Here is a 22,085-nt window from a genome sequence, read left to right on the forward strand (position 1 = left end):
GAGGCGTTTATATGAAGTTAAAATTTGAGGATAAACAAGAAAAAAGTGCCTTTTATTTTTTACTTGCGTTTGGTGTCATCACTTTGATTGTCAATATTGTTAAAACATTTATAGTGCAACCGACAGAACAATATGTCTTATTGACGTTTGAAATGATTGCAGGAATTGCTGTGATTTTTGTTCCATTTGTTTTTACAAAATTTACGGGGTTGGTTTTCCCAAAAATGGTACGGCTTTATTATTGGTTTTTCATTTGGATCGCGGTTTTTCTTGGTACGGGTTTACGATTGATCCTCATTGTATCGTTTTGGGATAAAATTCTTCATGCAATTAGTCCTATATTATTAGTGGCTGTGGGGTATGCGATTATTGGGTATTGCCTACGTGAGTCAGATTTTTCTAAAATCAGTCCTTGGTTGTTTATTATTATGGGCTTTGCTTTCGCTGGATTGTGTGGTGTTTTTTGGGAGTTCTGGGAATTTCTTTGTGATTCACTTGGTAACATGAATTTACAGCGTTATATGACAGAAGCTGGACAACCTTATGTTGGTCGTGAAGCTCTGATGGATACAATGGGAGATTTGCTTACTAATACAATTGGTGCATTGATTTTAACGGTCTATAGTTTTACGCAACGACATAAACCTGAGTATTTTAAAGCTTATGCGTTTAGAAAAGTGAATAAAAAATAAGCTATTTTCTATTTGTTAAAAAATAAAGATATTATAACTTTAATAAAAGATTTTATGATAAAAATCGTTTGGGTCCTAGTAAATAAGAAGGAATTCATGAAAATTGTTCTTCCAATTTTTGTGAGTTCCTTCTTATTTTGATCACATGCTATTTCCCTTTAAAAAATAAGACGAATTGACTAATTTCTGCCTTTAAAAATTCGAATAATTTACCCATGATGATTCTTATCCTTATTTTTGGTATGATAGCAACATTCAATCTTAAATACCTTGCAGAGTAAACTCGTAATAAAAAAGCCTCGGAAGCAACTCGAGGAGACTGCTTCCAGAAACTTAAAAGTCTATTTACATCTTTTTTAATTCCTTTTTTCCTAAAATAATCCCGATAAAAAATAACAGTTCTAGCAAAATAAAAAACAAAAGAAAACTATGCATGAAATATTCTTCAGGCAAGACATTGATGATTGGGTCAGTAGCTGGATCAAACAACCAGTCATTATTATTGAAGAATACACCATGAAATGCTATAAAAAATTGATCAAAACCAATCGCCATCAAAGTTCCCAAAAACACTGGAATAATCATTCCCCATTGAAACGGACGAATCAAACGCCATACTCGTTTTTCCTTGATCAAACGGAAAATAAAGAATCCGCTTGGAATCACCGTCACAAGCAGTACGCCATAGCAGAGTAAAAAAAGGTGCTTTACTTCATAAAAATGGAACGCCCCACTTTTAGATACAGGGAAATCAGATAATTTTAGTGCATGGTTAAATGGATTGTTTAAGTAGTCCATTAACTGATCAAAATTTTTTAACAATGTTGGTTTGTCCAGAGATACATAATCTAAAATGTTTAAATAGTCAATATCAAAAACATATAATGGGCGAAAATTAAGCGTGATTGTAATACTTAAAGAAACAATAGTTAATATCAAACTCAAGATCCCCACTCGCTCAAACCAAATCCAACTCTTTTCTCTCATATCAAAAAATCCACTCATCCAGAGAATCAGCTACATAGGTTGGTTGTTCAGGTAAATTAGGAACAGCTGACTTCGCTGTAAATCCTGATAAAACAAGCAAACTATCAAGACCGTTTTGAAGACCCGACTGGATATCCGTTTCATAATTATCACCAACCATAATGACATCTTCTTTATTCATTTTCATTACTTTTAGCGCTTCATTCATAATAACCGCATTTGGTTTTCCGATCATGATCGGTTCTGTCTGCGTTGCCGTTTGAACTAAACTAATAAACGAACCCGCACCTGGTAACAAGCCACGTTCAGTTGGAATACTTTTATCTGGATTTGTGCCAATAAACGTTGCTCCATTTCTAATACAAAGTGCTGCCGTTGCAAATTTCTCATAGTTAATATCGGTATCAAGACCGACAACAACATAATCTGGGGTCTGTTCATCCCACTCAAAACCTGCTGACAAAATTAAATCAACAAGACCAGATTCTCCGATCACGTAGACTCGGTTTCCTTTTCCCTGTTCCTTCATGTAGTCGATTGTTGCAAGGCTTGCTGTATAAACAGTCTTCGCCGATACATGAATATCAAATTCTTTTGCTAATCGATCTGCAACTGCTTCTGGCGTTTTTGTCGTATTATTGGTCACAAAAAGAAAAGGAATCCTTAATTCTTGCAACTGTTCAACAAATCGTTTACCTGCTGGAATAGCCTCTTTGCCTAAATAAATCGTACCGTCTAAATCAATTAGATACCCTTGATACTGTTTTTTCACAAATAATTACTCCTCACGTTGACGAATAGTAAATGAGCGACCTTGGTCAGTGCCATTATCTTTAGTCCCAATGACTGTTTTTTTCGGTTCGCTTTCCTTGCGACTTTTGATCACTGGTTTTGTTTTATTCGCAATAGATGTTTGCTTTTCTTCTATGTGTGCTTGATTATGATTTACTGTCTTTTTATTTGATTTTTTGCGGCGAGTTTGCTGTTTTTCACGTTTTCCGCCAACTCGTTCGATCACAAAATAAGCACAGCCAAAATTGCAATACTCATATAAGTAATCTTCCAGTGTATCAATTCTCTGTTCAGGTACGGCTTTGCGATTAGATTCATTGAAAAATCCTTTCAAACGAAGTTGATCGTAACCCCAATCACCAACAATGTAATCATATCTCGAAAGGACATCACTAAAACGTTCACCTAATCTTTCAGCATCAAAAGCTTCTCGATGATTCTTCACTAAAAGATATTCACGCGTACCAACCGTTACATGAATATCATCAATAAGTGTGACGACTTCACCTTTTTTCTTTTCTTTGACAGGTTCTTCTTTTATTTCTTTAAGGACAGTTGTAATTTCTTCTGTTAAAGTTGCTGTTAGTTCTTCTTTATGTTTAGCTGGTTTTGTTGATTTGTATGTTTTTTTCACTTTATCTGTCATTTTTTCACCGCCTAAATTTTATTATACCTTGTTTTTAAAAGATTGGGTAGTGCTCGTTCAAGTAGTGTCCTAAAACGGTTCGGATAAATTCTGGAAAGATAAATTCAACGTCACCCGCAAGTTCAATTGTCGGAAAAAAAGGAACAAACATGAAATGATCAACTGTAGTAAATGTGTACTTGTGTTCTAAAACGATAAGCTGATTCTGCCATAGAATTTGTTTTTTCTTTTTATCATACGTTATCCCATCATAGTAGAGTTCACCAAACACTTTACCGCGAAATCCCATTCCTGTAATCGGAAACTTACGTAAATATTGTCGATTTTTTTCCATCTCTTTAATCATGCGAATTAGTTCCCTACCAGACAAGGTCACGCGAATTAAATGCATTGGATGGGGTAATGTTTCATGAAGTTGATCAGCATTAACAATTCCTTTAGGTATGTCTGATAAAAATAAACCATTGTTTAAAATTGCAACATCCGTTTGACATGTTTCTTTCAACGCTTTTAATGTGGTCACTATCAAAGACTGTTCAGCAGTTAAATCGACTAATAAAGGATGAGGTATTTCAGCGATTTTTTGGGCTCCTAATAATTGATGCCCTAAAGTCATATAGTTATCGATTTCTTTTTGATCATTGGGTAAAGCAATTAGTTCAGCAGTTGATACTGCTTTTGCTTCGCTATGGATAATTTTACCGTTATCGATCGTTAGATGAACTTCTCCAATGTAATAACCAAATTTGCCAGCAGCAGAAAACTGTATATTGTTGATTTTTTCACCATATTTGAATAAATGATGCGTGTGAGAACCTAGTAATACGTTGATTTCAGGGAATTCATTCGCTATTTTAATGTCTTCATCAATACCTAAATGACTCATTAAAACTAACACATTACATTGCGGAAGAACTTCTTTAACTAATTGCGGCAACATCTCTTTTGCTGAACGAATATCCCAACCATTTGGATTATAGGTCAAAGGAAAAGGAGCAGTTAGTGCGATTAAACCGATCTTTGTTTTTTCTTTTGTCTCTATAATTTTATAAGAACTTGCCCAATCAGGTGCTTGTCCTGTATTTAAATCAAATAAATTTCCTAATACAACTTCAAAATTCCGATAATCATATAAGTGATTCAACTGCTCTTTTGAATTTCCAACCCCTTCATTATTGCCAATCGTTGCTACATCATAGCCAATCTCATTCATCAGTTCGATATTTGCTTGACCATCTGTCGCTTCAGTAAGTGGATGCCAACGATCAATAAAATCTCCTAAGTCAACAGTAAACACCGTTTTACCAGACTTTTCATATTCTTTTTTTTGATTTATCAAATATCTTCTGATTTTGGGCCAATTTTCCAAATGCGAATGCAGATCATTGGTGTGAAAGATGACGATTTCTTCCATTTTATCGCCCCCGATTTTCTTATATAAAATATAGTACCATACTTTTGTATAGAGTATAATAAAGTAACCACACAAGTAAAGGAGAATAAAATGAAAATCAAAGCCCCTTTCGGCTCAATTTGGCTGGACGCTGATGATAAAGGTCTAAGCGAAATTTCTTTTTTCGAGATTACTCATCATAAAACCAATCATTATACAGAACTTGCTGCTAAAGAACTCACAGAATATTTTGCTGGTAAACGAACTCGTTTTACTGTCCCATTATCCATTCACAGCGGTACTGATTTTCAAAAAAGGGTTTGGAATGCTCTCTCTCTGATTCCATTTGGAGAAACTCGGAGTTATTTAGATATTGCTCAAACTGTAGATTCGCCGAAAGCCGTTCGAGCAATTGGTCAGGCAAATAGTAAAAATCCAATTCCTATCATTGTCCCCTGTCATCGAGTAATTGGGAAAAACGGGAAATTAACTGGTTACTTGGGTAGTTCTGAACTTGACGGGCTTAACATCAAGAAATTCTTGCTGCAAGTGGAAAATGTATCCAGCGATAAATATTGACGTGTCCTATAGCGTAAACCAAAAAATCGAGCCATAGGCAAAACTAAAAATCAGCTTTGTCTATGGCTCTTTAAGTCTTTCTATTTTTTTAAGCCATAAATTTATAGCTTAATTTCATTTTTTTGTATAAATAAAATGAACCGTGCAGCAACCAAGCATTAGTTCTTATTTTTGTTATCGTCGCTATCTTTACCACGATATTTTTCTAAATATTGTTCTTTTGTCATGACATCATCTACACTCATGTTGAATTCAACTAACTCTAAATCAGTCATATGAGCGATTGCTTCTTTTACTTTTTCAACTGTTTGATCAAAAACTGATGAAATATTGACATCGTATTTGCAGATCACTGATACATCAACAGCTACTTGTTTTGTACCGACTTCTACTCCAACACCTTTGGTAACATCTTCATTATCTCTAAAACGGTCTGCAAAATCTGTAAAAAGATTACCACTTAGTCCTAAAATACCGTCAATATCTGAAATAACTACACCAACGATTTTTTTGATTACGACATCACTAAATGTTAATTTCGCTTTTAATCCACCTGTATTGTTTTCTACTGCTTCTGTCATTTGCATTCACTCCTTCAATATAATTTTAAATTCCTATCATAGATCTAACAGATTCTATCAAGGAATAAATATCCAAATCTTCATCTCGCATTTTTCCGATAATATATCCTACTGCTGCAAAAATCAGCAAGACTAATGTCTTTCCAAAACCGATTAGTAATAAAAGGAGCGCTAATAGGAAAAATAACGTTGTCCAAATAATTCTGAAACGATAAGGTTTAAGCTGTTTGATCCAGCGTTCTTTCTTCTCTTGACCCATAATGTCTCCCTCCTAGATCACCCGTGATTGTTTTTTACTGAAAGCAGTGGATTCTGTTGGTTCTTTTTCTCTTAATTGAACCGTTACATGGCTATCGATGGATTCCAATGATGTATTTAGTGTACTTTGTATCGTTTCTTTGATTTCTTCTCCTAAAGCCTGAAAGCGATCTTTGCTTCGAACATCGACTCTCAATTTTACCGCTACTTTTTCTTTGCCTTTAATTTTAACAGTCATTTTGGTTTTATCTGGATGAACAATCGTGCTGTAAGCATCTTGCACAAGTTGTTCTACAGTACTTTTAGGTATTTCGATCCGATTTTTTCCATCCTTCACGACCAGACGTTTTCTTTGTCCGGAAACTGAAAGAACAACTATAAAACTAAGAATTAAAAGCCCTCCTAGAATAAGTAAAATCCATTCAAAAAACATGAATATCCACGGATAGGTGTAAAGAAGTCCATCTACTTCGTAAGACAACCAAGGAATGTCGATCAACTGGCTAAGTATGCCTAATGTTCCGACAAACAATAGAAATATGATTAATGCAAAAATATTTTTCAACAATCGTTTCATATGCTTCCCTCCTTTAAGATTAATTGTTTTGCTGTTGACTAAATTGTAACGCCTATAAAAAAGTATTACAAAAGATATGAATTTCCTTTTTGCTGAAAGAAGGATCTATACTTGTTTTTATCCCACAAAAAAACGATCGAATCGCTATATACTTGCAAATACTCTGCCAGATATATTAAGTTCAATCGTTTTTCTTTTTATTCATCCAGATACTCTTCTTTAGAAAATTCAGTATCTTCATACTTCCCGCTATCTCCATAAAATTGATTATATCGCTGTTTAAATTTACGGAAAATATAAGTAACTAAAACTTTGACAATTGCGTAAATTGGTATTCCGAAAATCAACCCGAACATACCTAACAAATCGCCCATTACTAATAGCACGATTATGATCGTCAGCGGGTGTACAACAAGTCGTTTCCCCATTACTTGCGGAGCAATCAAATGACCATTCAACATTTGAACTAGCATCCAAACTAGACTCATCTTAATAAACATACCAAAGGAAACCATCAACGCAACGATTGCAGCTGGTATAAAAGCAATCACAGGCCCAATATATGGAATAACCGCTGTAATTCCCACGATAATCGATAACGTTCCTGAATACGGGACTTTGATCAACCAAAAACCGATAAACGTCAAAATACCAATCGCAATCGATACTAAAATTTGCCCCTTTAAATACGCTCCGACTTGACTACTCATCGTTGCACCAATTTCTTTGGCATCATTTCTAAAACGTGGCGGTAGAATTTTCAAAATAAAATCGAAAAATTTCTGATCATCTTTCAATAAGAAAAAAGTAATGATTGGAGCGGTTACCATCACTAGTGCGAAACCTGTTAAGGTAGAGAACACTGTGGATGCTCCTTCAACAGCCTTACTAAAATAACTGCCAATTCTATCTGATACGCTATCGAACCATCGTTGAATTCCGTCTAAAGCATTAGCTAAAGGTTTCTCCAATGAAGAATTATGAAAAAAATCAGTAATCATCTTATTCAAATCATTCGTGTACTGCGGAAAACTTTTGATTAATCCATCTACTTGTTTTTGTAGTATTGGAACAACTAAAATAATACCTACAATGATTAATGTAACAAAAACGATAAAGATTGCCGACACACCATACACTCGCTTCACTTTATGTTTTTCCAACCAATTGACGATTGGATTAAACAAATAATACAAAATCAATGCTAAAATTGTTGGTCCAATGATCGTTTTGAAAACAACACCAATCGGCCCAAAAATGAACCCAACTTGATGAAAAATAAAAATCACTGCCCCCAGTAGTAATAACGCAACCAACGTAAATAACAAATTTTTTCCACCAAGAAATTTAATCCAACGAGTTTCTTGTTTCTTTTCCATCCTCATCCTCCTAATTTGACATCTTTATTGTAACGAAAAAAAAATCATCTGTAAAAAATAGTCACTTTGTTAATAAAATAAAAAATCACTCAGCCGCTAGATACCTGACTAAGTGATTTCCTTTATTAATTCGCTGCTTTGCGCCCTTTTCGTTGTGTTGCTTCCATAATAACAGGAAGAATCACTGGACGACGCTTTGTTTGTTCAAACAAATAACGGCTCAATTGCTCACGAATATCTTGTTTCAATTTGCTCCACTCAAAATCGCTACTCTCAAGATGTTTTTCAACAATCTCTGAGACGATATTGCTACTTTCTTTCATCAAGTCTTTGCTTGTTTTCACATAAACAAAGCCTCTCGATGTAATTTTAGCTGGTGAAACAATACGTTTTTCACGACGGTTAATTGTCACAACAGCGACGAAAATACCATCTTCAGACAAGATTCGACGATCACGAAGCACGATATTTCCGATATCCCCCACACCAATTCCATCAATCATAATATTATCAGCTGTCGTGCTACCAGCAACATTCATTTTTTGTTTGCTGTATTCAAGAATATCTCCTCGACCAGTAATGAAAATATTTTTGTAAGGAATACCCAACTCATGAGCTAAATCGGCATGTGCTGCTAGTTGACGATACTCACCTTGAATAGGTATAAAGTACTTGGGGTTCATCAAGTTCAACATCAATTGTAAATCATTGGGACTTGCATGACCAGAAACACGCATATTATCAGAGATTTGTTTTACTACGCCGCCAGCACGGTAAACGATATCTTCTGTTTTAGCTACAGCTGTCTCCATTGCAGTTGTCGGCGTTGTTGTAATATAGACTAAATCGCCTTCTTTAATCTTGATAACACGATGTGTTCCATTTGCCATTTTCTGTAATGACTTGATTGGTTCACCCATCGATCCTGTTTCTAAAATCACTAATTGATCTGCTTGATATTTTTTCATATCTTTGACATTAATGATGAGGTCTTCACTTGGTAATTTTAGTTTATCCAGTTTAATAGCTGTGTTAATAATTCTTTGGAAATCTTGACCTGTTAAAACAATTTTACGGTCAGATCGATGAGCAGCATCTAAAATCTGTTGCACTCGCTGTAAATTACTCGCTACACAAGCTACAATAATACGACCTTCCCAATAACGAATTGTATCAAAGACTTCGTCTGCAATCTGCAACTCAGAAACCACTTGAGTTGGGTTCTCAGCATTAGATGAATCACTCAATAACGCTAAAACTCCTTCGTTACCGATTTTAGCTAAACGACCAAAATCAGTTTTATACATTGGAATCGCACTTTGATCAAACTTGAAATCTCCTGTATAAACAATATTACCTTCTTTAGTTTTTAAATTGATTCCGATTGAATCAGGAATCGTATGTGTCGTACGGAAAAAATTGATTGTCGCATGTGCAAAATCAATCTCAGTATGAGCATCGACTACGTGAAAATCATTAAAATCTTTTGAATCTGCATGATCTCCTACGTTTAATTTTGCTAACTCGATCGTTAATTCCGTGCCGAATACTGGTACATGAACTTTTGATAAAAGATAAGGTAATGCGCCAATCGCATCGGCGTGACCATGTGTTAGAAAGATTCCTGCAACACGGTCAATATTTTCCACCAAATACGTAAAATCTGGAATTACCACATCAATTCCTAATAGCTCATTTTCTGGATATTTTAATCCACAATCCAGTACAAAAATTTCATCTTCCACTTCTGCGATGTACATATTTTTACCATTTTCACGAACGCCGCCTAAGGGAACGATTTTTATTGTACTCACTCATTTCACCTCTCTATATTCCCATACCGAATCAAAGATCCAGTATGCTTAAAATTTTCGTCTTTTCTTCTGTAGTACATGATATAAGAGGTAAACGCAACTCTCCAACGGAAATGTTCATATGATTCAACACAGCTTTTACAGGAGCTGGTGAAGGTACTGAGAATAAAGCATTCATCTTAGGCAGTAACTGTCGTTGAATGTTGGCTGCTTTTTTGATTTCTCCGTTATCTAGTGCTTGGAACATGTCATACATTTCAGTGCCAAACACATGGCTGGCAACTGAAATTACCCCTTGCCCGCCTAAAGCTTTAGTAGAAAAAGCTTCAGGATCATCTCCAGTATACACTAAAAAGTCATTTGGCGCCTTTTCTATTAACTCCGTCAATGCATCTAAACCAGAACATTCTTTGATGGCGATAATATTATCCAACTCTGCTAAACGCAAAGTTGTTGCTACGTCAAGGCTTACCACTGTTCTTCCCGGAACATTGTATAAAATAATTGGCAAATCACTAGCCTCAGCAATTGCCTTAAAATGTTGATACAGGCCTTCTTGATTCGGTTTATTGTAATAAGGTACGACTGCCAAACCTGCATCGATTCCTCGAATAGCAGACAATTCTTTTACAAACTCAACTGAGTCACGTGTATCATTGGTTCCCACACCACAAATGATTGGCACTCTTCCATCCACTAAGCGGATCACTTCATTGAACAACTCGATTTCTTCATCATGAGTCAATGTCGGTGATTCTCCAGTTGTTCCAGCTAAAATAATCCCTTCTGTATGATGATCAAGCAAATGTTCTACTAACTGAGGCAGCTTAGCAAAATCGATTGCGCCACTTTCATCAAAAGGTGTGACCATTGCTGTAATTATCGTTACATTTTCTAAATTCATACTTACTACCTCCTAATTTAAAAGCGTAGCGGGCTCGTTCAGGCTCGACTGAAAAATAGGAAAATAGGATTGTGATGTTTTTTTGTCACAAGCGTATTTTATCTTTTTTCCGAGAGACTAGCCCGCAAAGCTAGATAACATTAAAGCGTAACGGGCTCGTTCAGGCTCGACTGAAAAATAGGAAAATAGGATTGTGATGTTTTTTTGTCACAAGCATATTTTATCTTTTTTCCGAGAGACTAGCCCGCAAAGCTAGATAACAAACGCTCAGAACTTCGACAGTAAAAAAATAAATAGCTGAGATACTTTCCAAAAAAGGGCTAAATAATAGTTATACCCTCACCAAATCCATCTCATGCAATGTTTCTGCAATTTGAACTGAATTCCAAGCAGCGCCTTTCAATAAATTATCAGAAACCACCCATAGATGATACCCTTTATCAATATCGATATCTTGACGAATCCGCCCTACAAAAGTCTCTTTACGATCAATACTCGTTAAAGCTTGCGGATAAATTTGCTGGCTTGGATCATCTTGTAAAACTGCGCCAGGTGCCTTAGCTATTAGCTCTTTGATCTTGTTAACATCAGAACCGTCTTCTTTGACCTCTATATATATCGACTCAGAATGACCAGACAATACAGGAATGCGAACACAAGTCGCAACAACTTTGATACTATCATCGTTCATGATTTTCTTCGTTTCATTGATCATTTTCCACTCTTCATAGGTATAATCAGCGTCAGAAAAAACATCTATTTGGGGTAATGCATTGAATGCGATCGGATAGTGTTTTTTATCCCCACCAGCTGGTAAAATATCCGCTTCTAATTGATTGACAGGTGTACCATTGATATATGCAGTTGCTTGTGATTTTAGCTCTTCCATTGCATTGATCCCAGCTCCGCTAACTGCTTGGTACGTCGAAACAATTAAACGATCCAAACCATACACTTGGCGAATTGGTTCGAGGGCCACCATCATTTGGATAGTTGAACAATTTGGATTAGCGATGATCCCTTTATGCTGTTTTAGCGCCTTAGGATTGACTTCCGGCACTACTAAAGGCACTTCTGGATCCATTCTGTAATGACTTGTATTATCGATAACAACTGCCCCACGTTTGACTGCTTCCGGTGCATATTCTTTCGAGATACTTCCACCCGCACTGAATAACGCGATGTCTACACCTGAAAATGATTCAGGTACTAATTCTTCGATTATAAGCGTTTGCCCCTTAAACGTTACTTCTTTTCCCGCAGAACGTTTTGAAGCCAACAGTTTTACCTGACTCATCGGTAATGATGTTTCTTCCAACATTTCGATCATTTTTGTGCCAACAGCACCCGTTGCGCCTACCACAGCAACAGTATACATTTTTTTCATACTTATTGATCTCCTCTCAAATTACTGAAGAAAGTTGCTTTTCTTATTTTACCATAATATTATCTTTTACTATATAGGAAGTAAAATGATTTTGCGTTATTTTTGTCAAAAAAGAAAAGTAAAATTTGAGATAATAACCTTTCAAATCTTTTTTTAATGACGTTCTTATGAATTATGCAACTTAGTCGACTAATATTTTTTACAGATTTATACTGATTTTGCCACATATTTTTGAAAGGATGATTAAATGTATACTGTAGCGGATTATTTACTAGACCGTTTAAAGGAATTAGGAATTGATGAAATATTCGGCGTTCCAGGGGATTATAATTTACAATTTTTAGATTATATTACTGCTAGAAAAGACCTTGAATGGATCGGTAATGCTAATGAGTTAAATGCTGCTTATATGGCTGACGGCTATGCACGTACTAAAGGTATATCAGCTTTTGTGACAACGTTTGGTGTAGGGGAATTAAGTGCCATCAATAGTTTAGCAGGAAGTTTCGCGGAAAGTGTACCCGTTATTGAAATTGTTGGTTCACCAACGACAACCATTCAAAGAAATAAAAAACTTGTTCATCATACATTAGGTGATGGTGATTTTCTACGCTTTGAAAGGATGCATAAAGAAGTAACAGCTGGGATCGCTCATTTGACTGCGGAGAATGCTGCCTCAGAAATCGATCGCGTACTGAATATTGCTATGACAGAAAAACGTCCAGTTTATATTAATTTGCCGATCGATATTGCTGAAATAGAAATAGCTAAACCAAATACAGCTTTAAAACAAACCTCAGATGTACTAACAAAGGTTGAAACTAACTTGCTAGGAAAAGTTGAAAAAGCTTTAAAGCAGGCAAAAAATCCAGTGATCATTGCTGGCCATGAAATTTTAAGTTATCATATTGAGCATCAATTAAACGACTTTATCCAAAAATTTAATTTGCCAATGACTACATTACCACTAGGAAAAGGCGCATTTAATGAAGAAGACACCCACTATATGGGAACTTACACAGGCTCTACAACTGAAGAACCCTTGAAAAGCCTTGTCGATAACGCGGATTTAGTTTTACTTTTAGGGGCAAAATTGACAGATTCAGCAACATCTGGCTTTAGCTTCGGTTTTACCGACAAACAAATAATCTCGATGGGATCGACAGAAGTCTCTTTTTACGGAGAAAAACATGAAGGTGTTCAGCTAGATCGTTTTGTACCCGCGTTAACCACGTTAACTTTTTCTAAATTTACGGGTGAAATACTTCCAGTAAAACGAATATCAAACTTAAAAGTCAATAAGGAAAAACTAACACAAAAACGTTTCTGGAAAATGGTAGAAAATTTTATACTTCCAGGAGATACTGTGATTGGTGAACAAGGAACTTCTTTCTTTGGGCTAACAAATATTCCGCTAAAAAAAGATATGCACTTTATCGGACAGCCTTTATGGGGATCGATTGGTTATACTTTTCCTTCTACTTTAGGTAGTCAAATTGCAAATAAGGATAGTCGTCATCTGTTGTTTATCGGTGATGGTTCCTTGCAATTGACTGTCCAAGAGTTAGGTACTGCAATAAGAGAACAACTAACACCTATCGTTTTTGTGATTAATAATAACGGCTATACGGTCGAACGGGAAATTCATGGTGCTACAGAACAATACAATGATATTCCAATGTGGGATTATCAAAAACTTCCGCTAGTCTTTGGCGGAACTAGCCAAACTGTGGCAACTTACAAGGTGACTACAGAAATTGAATTAGCCAAAGCGATGGAGACAGCTAGAAAAGATACTACACGATTACAATGGATCGAGGTTATGATGGATCAAGAGGATGCCCCAGAATTATTAAAAAAATTGGCAAAAATTTTTGCAAAACAAAATTCTTAAAAAAACTGCTGTTGAGACGGAATCTATTGACTTTCCAAAGTATTTTGTTATAGTTAAAAGCGACATTTACTTAATCTGAAGGAGTGAATAATATGGCACGTGTTGAAAGTTTTGAATTAGATCATAATACTGTTAAAGCCCCTTATGTTCGTTTAGCGGGTACTGAAAAAAATGGTGAGGCCTTGATTGAAAAATACGATCTACGTTTCTTGCAACCAAATGAAGACGAATTACCTACAGCTGCAGTTCACACATTAGAGCATTTATTAGCAGTGAATTTACGTGATTACTTAGAAGGGATTATTGACATTTCTCCTATGGGGTGTCGTACTGGTTTTTACATGATCATGTGGAATGAACATTCACCAAAAGAAATTCGTGATGCTTTAGTAAACGTCTTGAACTTTATTGCTGAAACAGATTTTGTTCCTGCTGTTTCCGCTAAGGAATGTGGAAATTATAAAGATCATTCTTTATTTTCTGCGCAAGAATATGCGAAAATCATTTTAGAAAAAGGAATCAGTTTAGATCCATTTGAACGTATTTTATAAAAGAACTCAAACAAAGACCACCCCTGTGTAGTATGCAGGGGTGGTCTTTTATTTATCCTAAAGCAACATCTAGAATCATCATGATAATAAATCCAAGCATTACACCAAATACAGCAAAATGTCGTTTACTGGTTACTGTCTGCTGGGCCTCTGGAATCAATTCTTCCACAACAACATAAATCATCGCACCTGCTGCAAATGCCAACGCATACGGCAACAGCAATGTAACTTTAGTTACTAATACTGCTCCAATGAGCCCAGCAATTGGTTCAACGATTCCTGAAGCTTGTCCATAAAGAAACGCTTTTTTTCGGCTTAAATTTTCTTGCCGTAATGGAATAGATACTGCAGCACCTTCCGGGAAATTCTGTATTCCAATCCCTAAAGCCACAGAAATTGCTGCTAAAACTGCTTTTTGCGGATCAGCAGCAGAGTTTGCCGCACCAAATGCTACACCTACTGCCAAGCCCTCTGGAATATTATGTAAGGTAATCGAAAAAACTAATAGAATTGTCCTCTTTAAATGACTAGGCAAACCTTCTTTTTCATGATTTGGTCCAAAATGCATATGAGGCAATGTTTTATCTGCAATGTATAAAAATAACCCACCCAACCCAAAACCAAAACTAACCACAAGCCAAGCAATGCGCCCATTTTCTTCTGCTTGTTTGATTGCTGGATCTAACAAGGACCAAAAACTTGCCGCAATCATCACTCCAGAGGCAAATCCTAACATCATATTAAGGATATCTTTTTTTATTTCCTTGAAAAAGAAAACCAGTCCAGCCCCCAACGCTGTCATTAAATAAGTAAAACCTGTTCCTATCAACGCTTGTTGCCAAGCTTCTAAAGATAACAGCCAATCAATTATTATAAACACCCCATCCTTCAAGTTACTGTCCATAACATAACTTTATCATATGAATGGTTTTATGACCACGTTTAAAGTAAAAATGGTTTTAGTAGGTGTCAAACTAAAAAATGAGTGTGAGGCAAAAGTAAAAGCACTTTTGCCTCACACTCTGAAACCGAATAAACGGTGGTGCAAAAGCAGCTACTACGCTTCGCTCGGAGCTAAACGCCTTTTGTCCCAACCTCATTCAATTTTTTATTTATTTGTCGTCATTTTTATGGAATTTTTCTTTGATGTCCTCAAAACCTTCTTTGATTTTGTCTCCTAATTTTTCAGCACCATCTTTGATATCATCACCGGCATCACGAGCTTTTTCTTTTGCATCACCAAAAGCTGATTGCGCTTTGCCTTCAAATTCTTTTCCTTTATCATCTGTTACTTTACCTTGAACTTCTTTAGCTGTTCCTTCAACTTTGTCTTTTGCATCATTTACGCGTCCATTTAAATCTGCCATATGAAAATACCTCCTAGTTAATTTATATTACATAGTTAGCATATCACCATTTTTGTCTTGCTTCAAACGATTCGCTTTGTTTTTTACAATTGGATTATTTAGCATTTAGCCAGCCATTCTTTTGCCTGATTGATTTCGTCCATAGTTATTTGATGCCCAGAATTAGTTCTCATGACTGTAACATTCGCTTGGCGCTGTTGCAATTGTTGCACCAGCTTGTTTGAAGCTTCTATAGAAACGATAGGATCATTTTCGCCTGCTGACAACCAAATTGCCTTATCAGAGAGTGGAAAGGCTTGCGTATCAACTCCCAAAGACATAGGATGAAATAAAAGCGCTCGCTTAATCGCAATCTTACGTTCTAAGAAAATATGTGCAGCAATATTAGCGCCATTTGAATACCCCACAATGATCCAATCTTCTAGAGGTATCTTTTTTTCTTCACTGACAGAAATCATCGCTTGAATGAGTTGATCACTTTCTTCTTCTAAACTAACTAAGTCAAATTGATTCAACCCATTTCGCTTAAAAAAACGATTCATCCCAGATTCCTGAACTGTTCCCCTAAAAGAAAGAATTGTAGCTTCTTTATCCAAAAAACGAGCAATTTCAAGCAATGATGTTTCGTCACCTCCTGTACCATGAAGTAATAATAATTTTTTGCTATGAGGCGAACCTTTTTCAACTATGTAATGCATTTTTATCCTCCTTTTTTAGTTGTTTCCAGAAAAAATAAACTTACTTTTTATAAGTGATTTTATTTTAACATCTTTCCGATCATTTGTCACTTTAACAGAATGCCATGACAGATTTCAAAAATGAGTAGTAGACTCAGTGATCTTTGTAACACGTTCTTTTGAATACTAAAAATAAGCAATCAAGATTATTTCCAGCTCTTGATTGCTTATTTTTTTAGAAATCTTCTAGTTCATTTTTAGCTAAAGCTAGACAACCAATCGTTCCTGGATCATCTTTTAATCTAGGTGTAACGATATAGTTTTCTAACGGTGGCGTTTTTACATAACCGTTGATTAACTTTTCGAATTCATGATGAACTTTTGCTAGCATATGGCGTTGTTTCATCACTCCCCCACCAAAAATAATGACATCTGGTGCAAGCATCAATGTTGTATTGTATGCTGCTTGAGCAATATAATAAGCTTCGACATCCCAAATCGGATCTTCTTCTGTTAATTCCTGCCCTTTTTTCCCTGCTCTTTTTTCTATTGCAGGACCTGCAGCCATTCCTTCCAAACAATCACTATGAAATGGACAATTCCCTTTAAATTGATCTCCTTGATGACGCTTCACGAGCATATGCCCCATTTCTGGATGACTGAAACCCTCGATAAAACGCCCTCCTTGAATGGCTCCTGCACCGACACCAGTTCCAATCGTATAATAAACACAACTTGATAGCCCTTTTCCATTTCCAGCGACGTATTCTCCATAAGCTGCAGCATTTACATCAGTTGTAAACGCAATAGGCAAATCAAATTCCTTTTTCATGGCTCCAACGAAATCATAGTTTTGCCAAGCCAATTTGGGTGTTGAGGTAATTTGTCCATAAGTAGCAGAGTCTTTATGGAGATCGATTGGACCAAATGATCCGATTCCGATTGCTTTTAAATTATATTTTTTGAAAAACTCGATCACCAAAGCCATTGTTTCTTCGGGCGTTGTTGTAGGAAAACTTACTCTTTCAATAATTTCAAGCTTCTCATTTCCAACACCACATACAAATTTAGTACCGCCTGCTTCAATACTGCCTAACAATTTTTCTGTCATACTTGTCACTCCTAAATATATTTTCTAAACTAATAAAATGAAGTTATGTTTTTTGATCAATTGATTTTATAAATAGTTCGACTTTGATAAGGCGTTTCTGGATACAGAACAATATTGCCAAATCCGTCGAATTCTACAGCACCCGGACTAACCTGCGCCTCTAAAGTAAGCGCACCATGATTAGCGATTTTTTTACCTCGAACTTCTGGACCTTCATCACCAAACTGCGCTGTGAAAATTACAACTGCTGGACAATCTGTATACATTTCAACAGAAAGATCTTTTTTTGGTGCAGTAAGAATTGCTTGTGGCTTATTAAAACCTGTTTGATTCAAGATAAAGGGATGATCCAATCCATCAACTAAATCATTTTGTTCATAATGTGTCTCAAATACTTGATTCATCCTCTTTGGTTGTCTAAAATCAAAAGGTGTCCCAAATACTGAGCGTAATTCTCCTGTAACTGTTGTATCACTGTCAACCACCGCAAATTGGTCAGCATCTACAATTAATTCATGCTCACCAACGGATTTTTCCACATCTCCTGTCAAATTAAAATAGACATGATTCGTTGGGTTGTATAACGTTGGTTGATCTGTTTCAGCTCGATAATCAATGATCCATTCATTTTTATTTGTTAATGAATAAATTACACGAGCGTTTAATTCTCCTGGAAAACCATTTTCGCCATCTGGACTTATATAAGAAAATATCACAGAAATTCGATCGCTTCTTTCTTCTATCTCTGCTTCCCAGACTTTTGCCTCAAAACTGTCCACTCCACCATGCAAGGTATGACCATTATCAGGAGAAACCGACAATTGATAGTTCTGATCATCGATTGAAAACGAACCATTCTTAATCCTACCTGCAACTCTCCCGATCGTTGCACCAAAATACATATCTTTAGCTAGATATTCTTCAGCAGAATCAAATCCTAAAACAATACTTCGCGTTTTTCCATTAACTGACACAATCAGATCAACGATTCTTGCGCCTAAGTCTGTTACATTCATGGTAATACCCGAATCGTTCGTAAGCGAATACAAAATTGCTTCTTGTCCAAACTTTTTTTTGCTGACTTTCAATTATCCCATTCCTTTCTAATTGTTCAACTAAAACTATTTTATCATTTTTTCGTTAATTTTTATCTTTATTTTTCATTTTCTTTTACTTTTGGTTGATTTTACAATAATTCTGGCAGGTTGCACGTTTGATTGTATAAAAATAAGACCCAACTCATCACTGAGAAAGGTCTTATAGCCATTGCTATTTGATTTAAGCTTCTGGATTTGCGTTGGCATCTTTGATACCATACTTTTTGTTGAAACGATCCACACGTCCGTCTGCTTGTGTAAATTTTTGACGTCCAGTGTAAAATGGATGAGAATCAGATGTAACTTCGACACGGATTACAGGGTAAGTGTTTCCGTCTTCCCATTCAACGGTTTCGTCAGAGTGCTTCGTAGAACCTGACAAGAATTTAAAACCAGTTGTTGAGTCCATAAAGATAACTGGGTGATATTCTGGATGGATATCTTGTTTCATAGTCTTTTCGCTCCTTTGCCCTGATCCATTTGCTGCATCAGAGTTTATTTGTCGGTATACAACAGTACTATAATAGCATGATTCGTTTATCGATGCAATTATCTTTTAATATTTTTTTTCGCTTGTCTACCAAAAGAGACATCGTGGAATTCCTCAAAAAATTTCTGATTATTTTTTGTTTTACGTAAAAATTTGACAAACTGCTCTGTATATTCTAGAGAATCCCCTGTCATATGATTACGCAATTTCCAAGTCTCTTCTAATTGCTCGGCTGACATCAGCAAGTCCTCCTTGCGAGTACCAGATTTTTTGATGTCGATTGCAGGGAAAATCCGACGATCAGCCAAGTCACGAGACAAGTGTAATTCCATATTCCCAGTTCCTTTGAATTCTTCAAATATTACATCGTCCATTCGACTTCCAGTATCCACTAAAGCTGTAGCAAGAATCGTCAAGCTTCCGCCTTCTTCAATATTTCTGGCAGCACCGAAAAAGCGCTTTGGCTTATAAAAAGCAGCAGGATCGATCCCGCCGCTCAAAGTGCGACCACTTGCTGGAATCACTAGATTATATGCACGAGCTAAACGAGTAATACTATCCATCAAAATCACGACATCACGTTTGTCTTCAACCAAACGCATTGCACGTTCCAAGACTAACTCTGAAACACGTGTGTGATTTTGTGGTTGCTGATCGAATGTCGAAGAAACAACATCCCCTTTAACACTACGCTCTAAATCTGTAACTTCTTCTGGTCGTTCATCAATCAAAAGTAAAATTAATTCGACATCCGGAAAATTTTCAGAAATACCATTGGCAATTTCTTTTAATACACTTGTCTTACCTGCTTTAGGAGGTGCCACGATCAATCCCCGTTGGCCAAAACCAACAGGAGCAAAGATATCAATCATGCGCGTCGCTAATCTACCAGGAGTTGTTTCCAATTTGATCTGTCTTTCAGGATAAAGTGGCGTTAAAGCTGGGAAATGCGGGCGTTCTTTTGCTTCTTCTGGATCTTTCCCGTTGACACTTTCAACATGCATCAAACCATAATAACGTTCTGATTCCTTTGGTGGGCGCGCTTTACCTGCTACTTTATCGCCGTTACGTAAACCAAATCGTCGAATTTGAGAAGAAGAAATATAGATATCTTCTGCACTAGGTCCGTAATTAATTGGACGTAAAAAGCCATAGCCATCTTGAGAAACGATATCTAAAATTCCTTCCATGAAGAAAAATCCTTGTTTCTCAGCTTGCGCTCTGATAACAGCTAACGATAGCTCTTTTTTATTCATTTGACTATAATAAGGGATTTTGAACTCTTTAGCATAAGAATAAATATCTTTTAATGTACTATTTTCAAGTTCCGCCATTGTTAAATAGTCGCTCATTTAGCCACCTCGATTTCTTCTTCAGTTTCAACCATTTGAATATCGGCACCAAGTGCTGTTAATTTTTCAATGATGTGATCATATCCACGTAAAATGTATTCCACGTTATAAATCGTTGTTGTTCCTGTTGCCATCAATCCCGCAATTACTAAACAAGCACCTGCTCGAAGATCAGAAGCTACAACTTCAGCACCATGTAATTGCGCAGGACCATTGAGAATGATCATATTCCCTTCGATTGAGGCATCCGCACCCATTCGAACAAGTTCTGGAATGTGTTTTGTTCGTTGTGTATATATACTGTCAATAACCTCGCCTGTTCCTTTAGCTTTTAACATCAAAGGTGTGATTGGTTGCTGCAAATCCGTTGCAAAACCTGGATAAGGATAGGTTTTAACTGTCGTCATTTTTAAATCATGAGAAGGATGTACTTCGATCATATCTTCTTCGATCGTCATTTTAACACCCATTTCTTGTAATTTAGCAATAAAACTCTCTAGGTGTTCATAAATTACGTTACGAACTTTTACGCCTTCACCCATTGCTGCAGCTAAAGCCAAATAAGTTCCAGCTTCGATTCGATCAGGTATAATTGAATGACGACAACCATGTAATTTTTCGACACCTTCGATTCTAATAATATCAGTCCCAGCCCCGCGAATATTTGCGCCCATATTGTTCAATAAGGTTGCAACATCGATAATTTCTGGTTCACGAGCAGCATTTTCGATAATTGTTTTGCCATTTGCTTTAACAGCAGCTAACATTACATTGATTGTAGCACCAATAGAAACCATATCCATAAAAATTCTAGTTCCACGAAGTCCATCCTCCGTTCTTAAATACATCGCACCATGTTCATTGGTTACTTTGGCACCTAGCGCTTCAAAGCCTTTAATATGAAGATCAATCGGACGAGGACCTAAATAACAGCCACCTGGAAGTCCAACAACACCTTCGCCAAATTTGCCTAATAATGAGCCCATAAAGTAATACGAAGCACGAAGGCTGTTGATTTTTCCTTTAGGCATTGGAACTGAAACAATTTCAGTTGGATCGATAACTAATGTATTGTCGCTGAAGGTTGTTTTAGCACCCATGATTTCTAAAATTTCAATTAATGAATGAACATCTTGAATATCAGGTACACCATCTAACGTTACTGGTGAATCAGCTAAAATAGCTGCTGGAATCAGCGCTACTGCACTATTTTTTGCACCGCTGATAGATACTTCTCCTGTTAATGGACGATTGCCATTGATTACGATTTTTTTCATTTATTTTCTCACCTATCTATGTAAAACAAATAGTTTTATTTTTTTTGTGATATACCCAAACTATTCTAACACATTAAAGGATAATAAAAAAGCCAACAGCTATTCGCTTTTGGTTATTTTTCTACATTTACTTGATTTCTAACTAGTTTTCAAATGTTTCCGAACAAGAATAGCTATGAAAAAAGAAAAAAGAGTCCAAAACAAAAAACTAAAAATCAGTTCTGTTTTGAGCTCTATATTCGACTAAACAGCGAGAAAAAACAACGTCACTTTCTTATTT

The 22,085-nt window shown here is 36.1% G+C and carries 23 protein-coding genes; 4 read left to right on the forward strand and 19 right to left on the reverse strand.

Annotated elements, in window-relative coordinates:
• Nucleotides 1-11: 11 nt before the first annotated feature.
• Nucleotides 12-692: a DUF2238 domain-containing protein gene (locus AC4BBR_RS10730; RefSeq protein ID WP_490459535.1), complete on the forward strand. Its 681-nt coding sequence runs from the start codon at nucleotides 12-14 to the stop codon at nucleotides 690-692.
• Nucleotides 693-1,037: 345 nt separating this feature from the next.
• Here the strand turns inward: AC4BBR_RS10730 and AC4BBR_RS10735 are convergent, their stop codons facing one another.
• Genes AC4BBR_RS10735 through AC4BBR_RS10750 form a run of 4 tightly spaced genes read right to left on the reverse strand, consistent with a single transcriptional unit; the run spans nucleotide 1,038 to nucleotide 4,531 of the window.
• A complete protein-coding gene (locus AC4BBR_RS10735) occupies nucleotides 1,038-1,679 on the reverse strand; it encodes a TIGR01906 family membrane protein (protein ID WP_490459536.1) in 642 nt (213 codons plus the stop codon).
• Between the two features lies 1 nt (nucleotide 1,680).
• Nucleotides 1,681-2,451 carry a TIGR01457 family HAD-type hydrolase gene (locus tag AC4BBR_RS10740; protein WP_490459537.1) on the reverse strand — a complete coding sequence of 257 codons (771 nt, stop codon included), beginning with the start codon at nucleotides 2,449-2,451 and terminating at the stop codon, nucleotides 1,681-1,683.
• Nucleotides 2,452-2,457: 6 nt separating this feature from the next.
• Nucleotides 2,458-3,117, reverse strand: a complete 660-nt coding sequence (locus tag AC4BBR_RS10745) for a YutD family protein (RefSeq protein WP_490459538.1) — start codon at nucleotides 3,115-3,117, stop codon at nucleotides 2,458-2,460.
• 34 nt (nucleotides 3,118-3,151) lie between these two features.
• On the reverse strand, nucleotides 3,152-4,531 hold the full coding sequence (locus AC4BBR_RS10750) for a bifunctional metallophosphatase/5'-nucleotidase (protein ID WP_490459539.1): 1,380 nt from the start codon (nucleotides 4,529-4,531) through the stop codon (nucleotides 3,152-3,154).
• Between the two features lie 90 nt (nucleotides 4,532-4,621).
• On the opposite strand from AC4BBR_RS10750, the gene AC4BBR_RS10755 reads away from it, so the two are divergent.
• Complete coding sequence (locus tag AC4BBR_RS10755) at nucleotides 4,622-5,089, forward strand: methylated-DNA--[protein]-cysteine S-methyltransferase (protein WP_490459540.1); 468 nt, start codon at nucleotides 4,622-4,624, stop codon at nucleotides 5,087-5,089.
• A 158-nt stretch (nucleotides 5,090-5,247) separates the two neighbouring features.
• On the opposite strand, the gene AC4BBR_RS10760 is transcribed toward AC4BBR_RS10755, so the two are convergent.
• The 7 genes from AC4BBR_RS10760 to AC4BBR_RS10790 all read right to left on the reverse strand — a co-directional run bounded on the left by AC4BBR_RS10760 (nucleotide 5,248) and on the right by AC4BBR_RS10790 (nucleotide 11,989).
• Nucleotides 5,248-5,670 carry an Asp23/Gls24 family envelope stress response protein gene (locus tag AC4BBR_RS10760; protein WP_490459541.1) on the reverse strand — a complete coding sequence of 141 codons (423 nt, stop codon included), beginning with the start codon at nucleotides 5,668-5,670 and terminating at the stop codon, nucleotides 5,248-5,250.
• Between the two features lie 25 nt (nucleotides 5,671-5,695).
• Nucleotides 5,696-5,929 (reverse strand): DUF2273 domain-containing protein, encoded by a 234-nt coding sequence (locus AC4BBR_RS10765; RefSeq protein WP_490459542.1) that lies wholly within the window; start codon nucleotides 5,927-5,929, stop codon nucleotides 5,696-5,698.
• 12 nt (nucleotides 5,930-5,941) lie between these two features.
• Nucleotides 5,942-6,505 (reverse strand): alkaline shock response membrane anchor protein AmaP, encoded by a 564-nt coding sequence (amaP, locus tag AC4BBR_RS10770; protein ID WP_490459543.1) that lies wholly within the window; start codon nucleotides 6,503-6,505, stop codon nucleotides 5,942-5,944.
• A gap of 197 nt (nucleotides 6,506-6,702) precedes the next feature.
• The gene (locus tag AC4BBR_RS10775; RefSeq protein ID WP_490459544.1) at nucleotides 6,703-7,884 is read right to left on the reverse strand and encodes an AI-2E family transporter; all 1,182 of its coding nucleotides are present in this window, start codon (nucleotides 7,882-7,884) and stop codon (nucleotides 6,703-6,705) included.
• Nucleotides 7,885-8,009: 125 nt separating this feature from the next.
• Nucleotides 8,010-9,698, reverse strand: coding sequence for a ribonuclease J (locus tag AC4BBR_RS10780; protein ID WP_490459545.1), 1,689 nt, complete (start codon nucleotides 9,696-9,698; stop codon nucleotides 8,010-8,012).
• A 31-nt stretch (nucleotides 9,699-9,729) separates the two neighbouring features.
• Nucleotides 9,730-10,602, reverse strand: coding sequence for a 4-hydroxy-tetrahydrodipicolinate synthase (gene dapA / locus AC4BBR_RS10785; protein ID WP_490459546.1), 873 nt, complete (start codon nucleotides 10,600-10,602; stop codon nucleotides 9,730-9,732).
• A gap of 331 nt (nucleotides 10,603-10,933) precedes the next feature.
• Complete coding sequence (locus tag AC4BBR_RS10790) at nucleotides 10,934-11,989, reverse strand: aspartate-semialdehyde dehydrogenase (RefSeq protein ID WP_490459547.1); 1,056 nt, start codon at nucleotides 11,987-11,989, stop codon at nucleotides 10,934-10,936.
• Between the two features lie 247 nt (nucleotides 11,990-12,236).
• Here AC4BBR_RS10790 and AC4BBR_RS10795 point away from each other — a divergent pair, with 247 nt between their 5' ends.
• Both AC4BBR_RS10795 and AC4BBR_RS10800 read left to right on the forward strand, forming a co-directional pair.
• Nucleotides 12,237-13,883 carry an alpha-keto acid decarboxylase family protein gene (locus tag AC4BBR_RS10795; RefSeq protein WP_490459548.1) on the forward strand — a complete coding sequence of 549 codons (1,647 nt, stop codon included), beginning with the start codon at nucleotides 12,237-12,239 and terminating at the stop codon, nucleotides 13,881-13,883.
• A 92-nt stretch (nucleotides 13,884-13,975) separates the two neighbouring features.
• Entirely contained in the window at nucleotides 13,976-14,434 is a 459-nt protein-coding gene (locus tag AC4BBR_RS10800; protein WP_490459549.1) for an S-ribosylhomocysteine lyase, read from the forward strand.
• Nucleotides 14,435-14,486: 52 nt separating this feature from the next.
• On the opposite strand, the gene AC4BBR_RS10805 is transcribed toward AC4BBR_RS10800, so the two are convergent.
• The 8 genes from AC4BBR_RS10805 to murA all read right to left on the reverse strand — a co-directional run bounded on the left by AC4BBR_RS10805 (nucleotide 14,487) and on the right by murA (nucleotide 21,805).
• A complete protein-coding gene (locus tag AC4BBR_RS10805) occupies nucleotides 14,487-15,305 on the reverse strand; it encodes a ZIP family metal transporter (protein ID WP_490462109.1) in 819 nt (272 codons plus the stop codon).
• 241 nt (nucleotides 15,306-15,546) lie between these two features.
• Nucleotides 15,547-15,801 (reverse strand): CsbD family protein, encoded by a 255-nt coding sequence (locus tag AC4BBR_RS10810; RefSeq protein WP_490459550.1) that lies wholly within the window; start codon nucleotides 15,799-15,801, stop codon nucleotides 15,547-15,549.
• 98 nt (nucleotides 15,802-15,899) lie between these two features.
• On the reverse strand, nucleotides 15,900-16,499 hold the full coding sequence (locus AC4BBR_RS10815) for an alpha/beta hydrolase (RefSeq protein WP_490459551.1): 600 nt from the start codon (nucleotides 16,497-16,499) through the stop codon (nucleotides 15,900-15,902).
• A 214-nt stretch (nucleotides 16,500-16,713) separates the two neighbouring features.
• Nucleotides 16,714-17,589, reverse strand: coding sequence for a fructokinase ScrK (scrK, locus tag AC4BBR_RS10820; protein ID WP_490459552.1), 876 nt, complete (start codon nucleotides 17,587-17,589; stop codon nucleotides 16,714-16,716).
• A 56-nt stretch (nucleotides 17,590-17,645) separates the two neighbouring features.
• Nucleotides 17,646-18,677, reverse strand: a complete 1,032-nt coding sequence (locus AC4BBR_RS10825) for an aldose epimerase family protein (protein ID WP_490459553.1) — start codon at nucleotides 18,675-18,677, stop codon at nucleotides 17,646-17,648.
• A 190-nt stretch (nucleotides 18,678-18,867) separates the two neighbouring features.
• Nucleotides 18,868-19,137 carry a type B 50S ribosomal protein L31 gene (locus AC4BBR_RS10830; protein WP_025870994.1) on the reverse strand — a complete coding sequence of 90 codons (270 nt, stop codon included), beginning with the start codon at nucleotides 19,135-19,137 and terminating at the stop codon, nucleotides 18,868-18,870.
• A gap of 98 nt (nucleotides 19,138-19,235) precedes the next feature.
• Nucleotides 19,236-20,528 carry a transcription termination factor Rho gene (gene rho / locus AC4BBR_RS10835; RefSeq protein ID WP_490459554.1) on the reverse strand — a complete coding sequence of 431 codons (1,293 nt, stop codon included), beginning with the start codon at nucleotides 20,526-20,528 and terminating at the stop codon, nucleotides 19,236-19,238.
• Complete coding sequence (gene murA / locus AC4BBR_RS10840) at nucleotides 20,525-21,805, reverse strand: UDP-N-acetylglucosamine 1-carboxyvinyltransferase (RefSeq protein WP_490459555.1); 1,281 nt, start codon at nucleotides 21,803-21,805, stop codon at nucleotides 20,525-20,527. The genes rho and murA overlap by 4 nt, the downstream gene beginning before the upstream one ends.
• Nucleotides 21,806-22,085 lie beyond the last annotated feature (280 nt).

The sequence above is a fragment of the Enterococcus sp. AMC1251 genome, assembly GCF_058216535.1.